The 11,984-nt window shown below is 67.8% G+C and carries 11 protein-coding genes and 1 tRNA gene; 6 read left to right on the top strand and 6 right to left on the bottom strand.

The features are described from left to right. Positions 1–169: 169 nt before the first annotated feature. Together JOE53_RS09870 and JOE53_RS09865 are read left to right on the top strand one after the other, a co-directional pair. On the top strand, positions 170–1,645 hold the full coding sequence (locus JOE53_RS09870; protein WP_204947566.1) for a malate:quinone oxidoreductase: 1,476 nt from the start codon (positions 170–172) through the stop codon (positions 1,643–1,645). A gap of 22 nt (positions 1,646–1,667) precedes the next feature. Then, a complete protein-coding gene (locus JOE53_RS09865; protein ID WP_016464451.1) occupies positions 1,668–2,270 on the top strand; it encodes a thymidine kinase in 603 nt (200 codons plus the stop codon). Here the strand turns inward: JOE53_RS09865 and JOE53_RS09860 are convergent. Further along, on the bottom strand, positions 2,263–3,093 hold the full coding sequence (locus JOE53_RS09860; RefSeq protein ID WP_204947564.1) for a DUF1295 domain-containing protein: 831 nt from the start codon (positions 3,091–3,093) through the stop codon (positions 2,263–2,265). The two genes, JOE53_RS09865 and JOE53_RS09860, sit on opposite strands and share 8 nt — an antisense overlap. Positions 3,094–3,201: 108 nt before the next feature. Between JOE53_RS09860 and JOE53_RS09855 the strand changes: the two genes are divergently transcribed. Then, on the top strand, positions 3,202–3,939 hold the full coding sequence (locus JOE53_RS09855) for a FadR/GntR family transcriptional regulator (protein ID WP_204947562.1): 738 nt from the start codon (positions 3,202–3,204) through the stop codon (positions 3,937–3,939). Between the two features lie 2 nt (positions 3,940–3,941). Here the strand turns inward: JOE53_RS09855 and JOE53_RS09850 are convergent, their stop codons facing one another. The 4 genes from JOE53_RS09850 to JOE53_RS09835 all read right to left on the bottom strand — a co-directional run bounded on the left by JOE53_RS09850 (position 3,942) and on the right by JOE53_RS09835 (position 8,440). Further along, a complete protein-coding gene (locus tag JOE53_RS09850) occupies positions 3,942–4,706 on the bottom strand; it encodes an HAD-IIB family hydrolase (RefSeq protein ID WP_204947560.1) in 765 nt (254 codons plus the stop codon). Positions 4,707–4,778: 72 nt separating this feature from the next. Beyond that, positions 4,779–4,852, bottom strand: a tRNA-Pro gene (locus JOE53_RS09845). A gap of 16 nt (positions 4,853–4,868) precedes the next feature. After that, positions 4,869–5,864 carry a metallophosphoesterase gene (locus JOE53_RS09840; RefSeq protein WP_204947559.1) on the bottom strand — a complete coding sequence of 332 codons (996 nt, stop codon included), beginning with the start codon at positions 5,862–5,864 and terminating at the stop codon, positions 4,869–4,871. Next, positions 5,861–8,440, bottom strand: coding sequence for a transglycosylase domain-containing protein (locus tag JOE53_RS09835; protein WP_005051233.1), 2,580 nt, complete (start codon positions 8,438–8,440; stop codon positions 5,861–5,863). The genes JOE53_RS09840 and JOE53_RS09835 overlap by 4 nt, the downstream gene beginning before the upstream one ends. Positions 8,441–8,527: 87 nt before the next feature. Between JOE53_RS09835 and JOE53_RS09830 the strand changes: the two genes are divergently transcribed. The 3 genes from JOE53_RS09830 to JOE53_RS09820 are packed head-to-tail and all read left to right on the top strand — an operon-like array spanning position 8,528 to position 9,636. Further along, positions 8,528–8,746 carry a DUF4177 domain-containing protein gene (locus JOE53_RS09830; protein ID WP_005051231.1) on the top strand — a complete coding sequence of 73 codons (219 nt, stop codon included), beginning with the start codon at positions 8,528–8,530 and terminating at the stop codon, positions 8,744–8,746. Then, positions 8,743–9,210 carry a RidA family protein gene (locus JOE53_RS09825; RefSeq protein WP_204947558.1) on the top strand — a complete coding sequence of 156 codons (468 nt, stop codon included), beginning with the start codon at positions 8,743–8,745 and terminating at the stop codon, positions 9,208–9,210. Before JOE53_RS09830 ends, JOE53_RS09825 begins: the two co-directional genes overlap by 4 nt. Positions 9,211–9,264: 54 nt before the next feature. Then, on the top strand, positions 9,265–9,636 hold the full coding sequence (locus JOE53_RS09820; RefSeq protein ID WP_036286277.1) for a PLD nuclease N-terminal domain-containing protein: 372 nt from the start codon (positions 9,265–9,267) through the stop codon (positions 9,634–9,636). 40 nt (positions 9,637–9,676) lie between these two features. Here JOE53_RS09820 and acs read toward each other — a convergent pair whose 3' ends face one another. Continuing rightward, positions 9,677–11,647, bottom strand: a complete 1,971-nt coding sequence (gene acs, locus JOE53_RS09815) for an acetate--CoA ligase (RefSeq protein WP_204947557.1) — start codon at positions 11,645–11,647, stop codon at positions 9,677–9,679. Positions 11,648–11,984: the final 337 nt, after the last annotated feature.

The raw sequence follows: 11,984 nt of genomic DNA, 5'->3' as shown, positions 1-11,984 counted from the left end.
CTGACTGCGAGACACGGTCCGCGCACCGAAACACCGTCGGACGGCGCGTGTCTCGGTGCGGAACTCGCTTCTCGCGGAGTTGAGCGGGGCGAAAGAACCGCAAGAGTTGACGGCGGGGGATGCCGCGAGTCGCGGAGGCCGGAGAAAACGGCGCCTAGACTGGGTGATTGTGAGTGAACCCGTCGACGTCGTCCTGATCGGCGGTGGCATCATGAGTGCCACCCTCGGAACCCTGCTGAAGCAGCTGCAGCCGGACTGGAAGATCGTGGTGCTCGAGCGCCTCAGCGACGTCGCCGAGGAGTCCTCGAACGCCTGGAACAATGCCGGCACGGGGCACGCGGCGCTCTGTGAGCTCAACTACATGCCCGAGGCCAAGGACGGCTCCGTCGACCCCGCTAAGGCGATCTCGATCAACGAGCAGTTCCAGCAGAGCCGTCAGCTCTGGGCGAGCCTCATCGAACGCGGCATCCTCGATGCGCCGTCCACCTTCATCAACGCGACCCCGCACATGACGTTCGTGCGCGGGGAGAAGGACGTCGCCTACCTCAAGAAGCGCTACGAGGCGCTGCGCACGCAGCCGCTGTTCGAGGGCATCGAGTATTCCGAGGACTCCCGCGTCATCCACCAGTGGGCGCCGCTGCTCATGCAGAAGCGCAAGAAGTCCGACGAGCCTTTCGCGGCCACGCGGGTGCCCGCCGGCACCGATGTGGATTTCGGCGCGCTCACGCGACAGCTGTTCTCTCACCTCGCCGACCAGGGCGTCGACGTCGTCACCAATCGTGAGGTGCGAAAGCTCCGCAAGAACGCCGACGGCACATGGAACGTGTCTTATCGTCACACGCTCGGGCGCACCCCGGGGAGCCTGTCGGCGCGTTTCGTGTTCGTGGGAGCGGGCGGCTGGGCGATCAAGCTGCTGCAGTCCTCGCGCATTCCGGAGATCTCCGGATACGGCGTCTTCCCCATCGGCGGGCAGTGGCTGAAGACCTCCAATCCGGCCGTCGTCGCGCAGCACAAGGCCAAGGTGTACTCGCAGGCTTCGGTGGGGGCGCCGCCCATGTCGGTGCCGCACCTCGACACCCGCGTGGTCGACGGCGAGACGTCGTTGCTGTTCGGGCCGTTCGCGACGTTCAGCCCCAAGTTCTTGAAGAACGGCCGCATCACCGACATCGTCGCGCAGGTGCGTCCGGGCAACATCGGTCCGATGCTCAAGGTCGCCGTCGACAACCCCGGCCTCATCAAGTACCTCGTCAGCGAACTGCTCAAGAGCCACAAGCGCAAGGTCGACTCGCTTCGCGAGTTCATGCCGACCGCGAAGGCGGAGGACTGGGAGCTGCTGCAGGCCGGCCAGCGTGCACAGGTCATGAAGAAGGATCCGCAGAAGGGTGGCGTCCTGCAGTTCGGCACCGAGGTCGTCACCTCCGCCGACGGATCGATCGCCGGTCTGCTGGGCGCCTCCCCGGGCGCCTCGACGGCGGCATCCATCATGCTGGGCCTGTTGAAGACGTGCTTCCCCGACCGCATCTCCGCCTGGGAGCCCGAACTGAAGGCGCTCATCCCGAGCTACGGGTCGACCCTCAACGGCAACCCCGCCGCCGCGGACGCGTCGCTCGACGCCACGGCCGGCGTGCTCGGCATCAACCGCTGAGCCGGATCGGGGCGGCACGCGCATGGCGAAGCTGTACTTCCGCTACGGAGCGATGAACTCCGGCAAGTCGACGGCTCTGCTGCAGGCGGCCTTCAACTACGAAGAGCGCGGGCAGCACGTTCTGCTGGCCAAGCCCGAGATCGACACGAAGGGCGCCGATCAGATCTCCAGCCGACTCGGCGTGGAGCGCCAGGTCGACTTCCTCATCGCTCCGGATGCCGATCTGCGCGCCCTCGTCGTAGAGCACGCAGCTCGTTACGACGGACGGGTGGCATGTCTTCTCATCGACGAGGCGCAGTTTCTCACACCGGCCCAGGTCGACGACCTGCTGCGGATCGTCGTCGATGACGGCATCCCCGCCCTCGCGTACGGCATCCGCACCGACTTCCAGACGCGCGCCTTCCCCGGCTCGGCCCGGCTTCTGGAGCTCGCCCACAGCCTCGAAGAGCTGAAGACGATCTGCCGCTGTGGGCGCAAGGCGCTGTTCAATGCGCGCCTGGTCGGAGGACGATTCGTCTTCGACGGCGATCAGGTCGCCATCGACGAGCTCTCCCACGAGAAGGTCACCTACGAGTCGATGTGTGCGGAGTGCTACCTGCGCGAGTCGGACGGCCGGCTCAGCTGACGCGCGCGCCGTCTCGGCGGCGCGGCAGTGGCACCAGCATCGAGGTCGTGCGCTGATACTGCGCGTAGGCGGGGTACTTCTCGGCCGAGATCGACTCGGTGAACACGGTCGATCCCACGAACAGGAGCGTCAGCAGGATCGCGCCGACGATCGTCGGGTTGATCACGCCGCCCCACACGCCGCCTCCGGAGGCGACGGCGGCGGTGGCACCGAACGCGTAGAACGCCCACCACTGCGCCTGCTCGAAGAAGAAGTTCGGATGCCGACTGTAGGCGAACAGGCCCGTCGTGAGGAAGCCGTCCGCAGTACCGCGTGCCTTCGCCCGGTGGAAGTCCCACTGCTGCTGATCGGCGACGCTCTCGCCGAGGAGAAAACCGACGAAGAGCACGGTGATGATCACATCGGCCGCCGTCAGCGGAGCCGGATGAGTCCTCGCCATCGCCGCAGGCAGCGTGATGAGCACGAGCAGTGTCATCTGATAGAGCACGATGAACAGCAGGTTGAAGACCTGGAACAGTATCGGCGACATGCGCCCGCGCAGGATCGCCCAACGGTAGTCCTCGACGCCGGAGTAGCCGCCCTTGCGCGCGAAGTTGAAGGTCAGTCGCGCACCCCCCGCGGTCACGAGGACGGCCATCAGAATCAGGCGCCCCGCGTCTGCGTCGTCCGCGACCGCGGACACCGCGAACACCCAGACGTACGCCACGGGGACGATCGACCACAGACGGTCCACCCAGGAGGTGTCCCCGCTGACGAGCGACGCCACCCAGCAGAAGGCGGACGCGACGGCGGCGAGGACGATGACGAGCAGGAGGGGGTGCATGGTCCGAGAGTAGGCCCGTGTCTCCCCGGTCCGGCGATTATTGCCGGTCCGTCGCCGGTGCGCTAGTGTGGCCTGACCATATAGGGACGACGGAATGAGAAGCCGACGATGACGGAGAACACCCCAGCCCGCGCCTGGCGCGTCGTGCTCGAGAAGATCGAGGCCGACCTGCTCAGCGGTGCTCTCGGGCCGGGCGACCGACTGCCGCCGGAGCGCGAACTCGCGGCCACCCTCGGGGTGGGGCGGTCGAGCGTGCGCGAGGCCCTGCGGGTGCTCGAGGTTATGGGTCTCATCCGGACGGCGACGGGCTCAGGCCCCACCGCGGGCGCGATCGTCACGGCGACCCCGCACGGTGGTCTCGCACAGTTGCTGCGTCTGCAGGTCGCGGCGCACGGTTTTCCCATCCCCGACGTGTATGAGACGCGGCTCCTGCTGGAGGAGTGGGCGGTCGCCCACCTGGCCGATCTCGACGAGCCCGATCTCGCCGAAGCCCGGGCGACACTCGCCGCCATGGAGGACGAGCAGCTGACGGCAGACGATTTCCTCGCGCTCGACGCGCAGTTCCACCTGCGTTTGACGGATGCCGCGGGCAACCTCGTCGTCGCCGCGACGATGGCCGGTCTTCGCACGACGATCGAGAACTACATCCGCGCCGGCGCGCGTCGGATCTCCGATTGGGACGCGACCGTCGAGCGACTGCACCGCGAGCACGGTGACATCCTCGGTGCGATCGAGTCGGGCGACGCGGAGCGCGCTCGTGAGCTCGTGCGCGCCCACATCACCGCCTACTACGCGGATGCCGGCATGCCTGCCCCGTCGACCGCCGTCGTGGCTGTCGACGGCTGACGTCAGCGACGCGGGAGCGTCGGGATGAGCTCGGCGAGGTAGGCGGCCGTGTGCTCCCAGCCGTCCACGGCCTGGCAGGTCACGCCCATTGCCAGGACGGGGTAGTCATTGCCGTGCTCGTCGAGGCGGTCGCCGATGAACAGCATGTCGTCGAGGGGGATGTCGGTGACCTCGGCGAGCTTACGCATGCCGTACGCCTTGTCGATCCCGCGGTGGGTGATGTCGACCGACGTTGAGCCGCCCGAGCGGACCTCGAGGTCGGGGATGCGCGCGGCGACCGCGTCGCGGAGCGCGTTCTTCTTCTCGCCCGTCGGGTCCCAGGCCATCTTCGCCTCCAGGGGAGCGGTCTGGCCGAGAGCGGAGAAAGTGATCTGCGAGCCGCGATCCTCGAGGATGTCGCCCCAGGGCTCGGCCTCCCAGAGGCCGAGGCGGCGCGCCTCCTCTTCGACGGCAGCCAGCGCGCGGGACTTCTCGTCATCGGTGAGCGCGTGCGCGTACACCGTGCGGACGCCGCCGTCCTCGAGCCGGTAGTACTGCGTGCCGCAGGTGGGCATGAGGTGGAAGCGGTCGAGGGTCTCGGCATCCGCTGCGGGCAGCCGCTCGACGACCTGCGACTGGAACTGCTGGAGCTGGCCGCCCGAGATGATCGCCACCTCGACGCGCGCCGCGAGCTCGAGCAGGAGCTCGCCGATGCGGGGGTCGATGGCGCTCTTCGAGGGGGCGAGCGTGTCGTCGAGATCGAAGGCGATCAGGCGGGGGGTGGTCATCGGGTGCTCCCATCCGGTGAGTGATCCGCGAAAGGCTCCGCCCGGATCTCTCCAGGCGGAGCCTCTCTGCTGTCGGGGTGACAGGATTTGAACCTGCGGCCTCTTCGTCCCGAACGAAGCGCGCTACCAAGCTGCGCCACACCCCGTGGCAACCCTCCGAGTCTACCCCGTCGATGCCCCTCGTGACGAATCGAGCAGGCCGTCGTCGTCACGCCGTGCGCGCAGCGTGAGCACCGACGCCTCCGGGCGGCATCCGAAGCGCACCGGGGCATAGATCGAGTGTCCGAGCCCGGCCGAGACGTTCAGCGGCGCGCGGCGTCCGGCGGCGGTCCATGTGCTGAGACCGCGCGCCTGGTCGAGGGGGATGTCGCAGTTGGCGACCAGCGCGGAGGGGGAGAAGGGGATGCGCACCTGACCGCCGTGCGTGTGCCCGGCGAAGATGGCCTGGGCACCCAGCTCGACGAACCGGTCCAGGACGCGCTGATACGGCGCGTGCGTCACGCCGATCACGAGATCCGCATCGCGCGCGGCGTGGAAGGGGCGACCGCGTCGCGCGGCTTCGATCGCGGCGGGCAGCGCGGGCAGATCGTCCCACTCGCGATGCGCGTCACTGACCCCGAAGGTCTCCAGCCGCAGACCACCGGCCTCGACGACGGCCGCGGTGTTGTTCAGGTTCGTCCAGCCGAGCTCATCGGTGAAGTAGGCGTCCATCGCCGCCGTGTCGAGTTTCTCGACGTTGTGCGGGCCGCCCGAAGGGCCGCGGAAGTAGTTGAGAGGATTCCGGGCCGACGGTCCGCTCACGTCGTTCGAACCGTGGACGAAGACGCCCGGCACGCCGCGCAGAGGCGCGAACGCGGAACGGATGCCGCGGAGCCCGTCGGCATGGCCGAGGTTGTCTCCCGTATTCACGACCAGATCCGGTCGGACCGCATCGGCGAGCAGAGCGATCCACTGCTGCTTTCGATGCTGCCACGGAGCCATATGGGCATCGGAGAGGTGGAGCACCGTCAGTGAGGCCGACCCGGCAGGCAGGATGTCGAGCTCGTGGCGACGGACCGTGAAGAGGAAACGCTCGATGCACGTCCCCCAGATGGTGGCGCCGACGGCCACCGCCCCCGCCGCCGATACGGCGGCGAGGGCGGTGCGTGCCGACGTCACGGACGTCCGCCGCAGTTCTTGGCCTGGTACTGCACGGTGATCTGCGTGCCGCGGTTGACCACGGTTCCCGCGGCAGGGTCTGTTCCCGTCACGGTGCCGTTGTCATCAGCGGTGGGCGAGGCGGTGCACTGCTGGCCCACATTGCTGAAGCCCTGCGCCTTGAGGTTGGCGACCGCGTCGGCGGGCTTGCCGCTCACGGCCGGAACGGCGATGCCCTGACCGTTGCTGGGGCGGATCGTGACGGTCGTTCCGCCGGCGACCCTGCCCGCACCGGGATCCTGCTGGATGATCGTGCCCGCGGCCTCGGTTCCGTCGACTGGGTCGCCCACCGTCACCGAGAATCCGGCCGTGCTCAGCGTCTGCTGCGCCTGGCTGACGGTCATGCCGATCACCGACGGCAGATCGGTGAGCTGACGCTTGGTCAGCGCGGCATCCGGGTCGGGGAAGCGGTCGCCGCCGTACTTCGCGTTTGCGGCTCCCTGCATCGCGGGCCAGATCGAGTTGCGGATCCGCGACAGGACGTAGCCGTTCTCGGAGTGGTCGCTCAGCAGATCGGTGCCTTCGACGTTTCCGACCCAGACGACCGTCGCGACCTTGGTCGATGAGCCGTCCATCCAGGTGTGCAGGTACTCGTGGATACCGGTCTTGCCGAAGACCGGGACACCGTCGCCGATCCGGGCGCCGGAGCCGGTTCCGGTCATGACGCCCTGCAGGGTGTACGCCGCAGTAGCCGCGACCGCTTCGCTCATCGCCGGCTGGCAGGTGATCTGCGGGGTGATGTCTTTGCCCTGCGCGTCGATCGCCTTGTCGATCGCCTTCGAGGGGCACAGCGTTCCCTTCGCGGCGACAGAGGCATAGACCTGGGCCATGTCGATGGGTGCCACCGCCTGGTCGCCGAGCACGTTGTAGGCGTAGTTGGTCGTGTCCAGCGGTCCGCCGCTGCCCGTCATGACGCCCATCTTCATCGCGAGCCGGTTCGTGCTGCACACCGAGATCTTCTCCGCCATCGTGAGGAACCCGGAGTTGAGCGAGTCTCTCGTGAAGTTGTAGACCGTGCCCACGTAGCCCGAGTTGTTCTCGAAGTTTCCGATCTGGCCGTTGCCGTTGTTGCCGGCGACCACGTTCTGGATCGTCCCGTCGCACTGGTCGACCTTCTTCGGGCCGATGCGCCCGTTCAGGGTCTCGTTGACCGAGTGGCCCTGCTCGAGCCAGTTCAACAGACTGAAGATCTTGTAGGTCGAGCCCGCGGAGTGACCGCCGCCGCCGCCGTTTTCCTGACGCACGTTGTAGTTCACCTGCGTGGTGGGGGCGTTGACGGGGGCATCGTCCGTCGAGAACGGGCGGTTCTGCACCATGGAGAGGATGCGTCCGGTGCCGACCTCCACCTGCACGGCGGAGGCGCCGAGGTTCATGTAGTCCACGTACGCCGGCACGATCGAGATGGCCTTCATGCCCTCGTCCTGCAGCGTCGGGTCGAGCGTCGTGTAGATCTTCATGCCGCCGCGGCGCAGGTTCGCCGCGCGCGTGTCGTCGTCGGCGCCGAAGGCAGGGTCCTTGAGAAGGATCGTGCGCACGTACTCGCAGAAGAACTCGGCACCCGTCGCGTTCTGGCAGCCCTGGCTGCGGTTCGTGATGTTCGGCGTGATGGGCGAGGCCATCGCGTCGTCGTACTCCTGCTGCGAGATCTTGCCATTGGCAAGCATCCGGCCGAGAACGTAGTTGCGTCGATCGAGGGTCAGCGAGTAGCCATCGGCCTGACTGTTGACAGGGTTGCCGGCCTTGTCGGTCGTGGACCCCTCTGGCATGTCGATGCGGTAGACGTTGGGCGCCTGCACCATGCCGGCGATGGTCGCCGCCTGCGCGATCGTCAGATCGGCTGCCGAGACGCCGAAATAGTGCTGTGCTGCGGCGCCGATTCCGTAGACCAGGCCACCGAAGTTGGTGATGTTGAGGTAGCCCAGCAGGATCTCATCCTTGGAGTACTGCTTCTCGAGCTGGATCGCGTACCGCATCTCCTGCAGCTTGCGCTGGTATCCCTCGGCTCCCTGGTTGGCCGTCGTCGTGGCGTAGCACGCGGCGACTTCGTCGGAGTTCTGCGCCTTGCTCTCACAGTTCTGCTGCAGCACGTTCTTGACGTACTGCTGCGTGATGGAGGAGCCGCCCCGGTTCGAGCCGTTGGAGGCGTTGCCCACCAGAGCGCTCAGCGTCCCGACGAGGTCGACACCGCCGTGCGTGTAGAAGTTCTTGTCCTCGCTGGAGGTGATCGCGTCGTACATCACCGGGTTGACCTGGTCGAAGGTCACCGGAATGCGGTTCTGGTCGTAGAACTCCGCCATCAGCGCGTCGTTGCCGTTGGCGTCCTTGCGGTACATCTCGGTCGGCAGCATGAGCGGATCGATCTGGAGGAAGCCCGGCATGTTCTCGAACGAGTCGAGGGCGCTGGAAGCGGCGTAGCCGGAGACCGCGATCGCCGGAGTCACGGTGGCCGTGACGAGGATGCCGGCGATGGCGCTCAGACCGACGAGTCCCGCGATGCCACCGAGCACACCAGTGGCCGTCCGTTTGAGTTGGGGCATAGGGTTGATCGTAAGGGAGAACCCTGGGGGATCCCTCGGTGCACCGGGGCGCGCCCCCGCACGCCGCGCCGATTTCCGGGAGTTCGCATGACCACGTGGGAGTACCTCACGACCCCGCTGTTGATCCACAACACCGCCGCCATCCTCAACAACTGGGGAAAGCAGGGGTGGGAGCTCGTCCAGGTCGTCCCCGGCCCCGAAGGCGGGCTCGTGGCCTACTTCAAGCGTCCCGCCGGTGGCGGAGCGGCCAACGCCGGTCTCGGAGCGGCCGCCGTTGCCGCCCAGCAGTTCGGAGAGGAAGCATGAGCATCGCTGCCCGGCTGACTGAGCTCGGCATCGAGCTGCCCTCCGTGGTTCCTCCCGTCGCCTCCTACGTCCCCGCCGTCGTTCACGGCGATCTCGTCTACACCTCCGGGCAGTTGCCGATGGTGTCGGGAGCGCTGCCGGCCACCGGCAAGGTCGGCGAGGGGGACGGGCTGGTCGCGGCATCCGATGCGAAGAACCTCGCGCGCCAGAGCGCGCTGAACGCTCTCGCCGCGGCGGCGGCGGTCGTGGGTGACATCGAGCGCCTGACAGGCGTCGTGAAGGTGACGGGGTTCGTCGCGTCCGTTCCCGAGTTCACGGGTCAGCCCGGCGTCATCAACGGTGCCAGCGACGTGCTCGGCGAGATCTTCGGCGACGCCGGGCGCCACGCCCGCTCCGCGGTCGGCGTGCCGGTGCTGCCGCTGGACAGCCCCGTCGAGGTCGAGGTCGTCTTCGCCCTCGCCTGATCCTCGTGCCGCCGACCGTTGCGCGGAGGCGATGATGTCGCCAGGGTGGGAGGCATGCCGTTCCTCGCCCTGTTGGTCTTCGTCCTCATGGTCGTGGCCCTGATCGATGCGATCACCCGACGTGACGATCAGGTGCGCCACCTGCCGAAGTTCGCCTGGATCATCTTCATCGTGCTGCTCCCGCTCGTCGGCTCCATTCTCTGGTTCGCGCTCGGTCGCGAGTGGGGGAGCGCGCCCGAGGCGATGAGCTTCGGTGACCCGCGGCGATGGTCACGCGAGCCGGAGCCGCCGGTCGCGGCATCCCCGATGCGCGACACCCGCACGACGGAGGAGCAGCTGGCCGACCTCGAACGCGAAGAACGTGCGGCGCGTCTGGAGGCGGAGATCAGGCGGCGCCGGGCCGCGCAGGAGGGCGGCGCGAACTGACGCGCCGCCCCCCACGATCCGCCGCGGCGGTCGATGCCGCCTACTTCTTCGTGACCTTCGACTGGATCGTCGACATGACCATGGTGTCGGCCAGCGTCGTGGTGTCGCCGACCTCGCGCCCCTCGGCCACATCGCGCAGGAGCCGACGCATGATCTTTCCGGAGCGGGTCTTCGGCAGCTCGGTGACGATGTACACATCGCGCGGGCGTGCAATGGGGCCGATCTGCTCGCCGACCCACCGGCGGAGGACATCGACGATGCCGTCGACGTCGTGCGCCTTGAGGAACGATTCCTTCAGCACGCAGAACGCAACCACCGCCTGGCCCGTCGTCTCGTCGGCGGCACCGACCACCGCGGCCTCGGCCACCGCTTCGTTGCCCACAAGCGCCGACTCGATCTCGGTCGTCGACAGACGGTGCCCGGACACGTTCATCACGTCGTCGACCCGGCCGAGGAACCAGACGTCGCCGTCATCGTCCAGGCGCGCACCGTCGCCCGCGAAGTAGAAGCCCTTGTCCTGGAACTTCTCCCAGTAGGTCTCGACGAAACGTTCCGGGTCGCCCCAGATGCCGCGCAGCATCGAGGGCCAAGGCTGGGTGATGACGAGCAGCCCTCCGTTGCCGTTGCCGACGTGCGTGCCTTCGTCGTCGACGACGTCGATGCCGATTCCGGGAAGCGGCACCTGAGCCGATCCCGGCTTGGTTTCGGTGACTCCGGGCAGTGCCGACACCATGATCGCGCCCGTCTCGGTCTGCCACCACGTGTCGACGATGGGGGCCGCATCGCCGCCGATGATCGATCGGTACCACATCCACGCCTCGGGGTTGATGGGTTCGCCCACTGAGCCGAGGAGACGCAGCGAGGACAGATCGAACTTCTGCGGGATCTCGCGCCCGAGCTTCATGAACGAACGGATCGCCGTCGGCGCGGTGTACAGGATGGTGACGCCGTACTTCTCCACCAGTTCCCACCACCGGCCCGGATGCGGCGCGTCGGGCGTGCCCTCGTAGAGCACCTGGGTGGCGCCGTTGGCGAGCGGGCCGTACGTGACGTAGGAATGCCCGGTGATCCAGCCGATATCGGCCGTGCACCAGAAGACGTCCGAGGCCGGGTGCAGGTCGTGCACGACCCGGTTGGTGAACGCCGCCTGCGTCAGATAGCCGCCCGAGGTGTGCAGAATGCCCTTGGGCTTTCCCGTCGTCCCCGAGGTGTAGAGGATGAACAGGGGATTCTCCGCCGGGAACGGCTGAGCCTCGTGCTCGGCGGATGCCGCGGGAACCGCGTCGTGCCACCAGATGTCGCGACCCTCGGTCCAGGAGATCTCGTTGTCGGCGCGGCGCACCACCAGCACATGTTCCACGCTCTCCTGAAGCCCCTCGCCGCGGTCGCCCAGGGCCTGGTCCACCGCCGGCTTGAGGGGCGAGACGCGTCCCTTGCGGTATCCGCCGTCGGCGGTGATGACGAGTTTCGCTCCTGCATCGTCGATGCGCGAGCGCAGGCTGTCGGCCGAGAACCCGCCGAAGATCACGGAGTGGATGGCGCCGATCCGGGCGACCGCGAGCATCGCGACGATCGCCTCGGGGATCATCGGCAGGTAGATGGCGACCCGGTCGCCGGCTCCGATGCCGAGATGCTCCAGCACGTTCGCCGTCCGCTTGACCTCCTCGGTCAGTTCGGCGTAGGTGATCCGGCGCTCATCGCCCGGCTCGCCTTCCCACAGCAGGGCGACGCGGTCGCCGTTGCCGGCCGCGAGGTGGCGGTCGAGGCAGTTGTACGCGACGTTGAGCTCGCCGTCGGCGAACCACTGGGCGAAAGGCGGGTTCGTCCAGTCCAGGACCTGGGTGAACGGGGTGTGCCAGTGCAGGCTCCGGGCCTGCTCGGCCCAGAATCCTTCACGGTCGGCATCCGCCTGCGCGTAGAGATCGGCGGTGGCGACGGCATCCGCGGCGAACTCGGGGGAGGGGGCGAACCGGCGGGTTTCATTCAGCAGGTGGTCGATCTGGCTGCTCATCTGCGCGCTCCTTTGCGGCGGTGGCGGGATCGGGTCCCGGACGACTCACGAAATCTAGCGATCGCGACCGACACGGCACTACCTCCGGAAGGAGGGGTGAGCCCTGCGGCGCGGGTCCGTGGTTTCACCGATATATCAGCGTCGACACGCGTTTTCGAGTGGAGCGGGGCTGGACGTCTGCGTATGCTCGATCCGGCCGAACTTCGATTCAGGCAGCGCGACTCCCGACCACCCCCGATTCCGGGATGTCGCGTGGCGGCATCCCATCTCCCCCTATGGGATGCCGCCTTCTCTCTTTCCGCCCGTCGGCTCCTCCCCAGGGAGGGCGGGCGCTGCG

Origin of the sequence: Microbacterium laevaniformans (assembly GCF_016907555.1) — a bacterium.
In the GTDB taxonomy this organism is placed as follows: Bacteria; Actinomycetota; Actinomycetes; order Actinomycetales; family Microbacteriaceae; genus Microbacterium; species Microbacterium laevaniformans.
The sequence above is the reverse complement of the archived record's forward strand: the minus strand, read 5'-3'. Positions and strand labels throughout refer to the sequence as shown.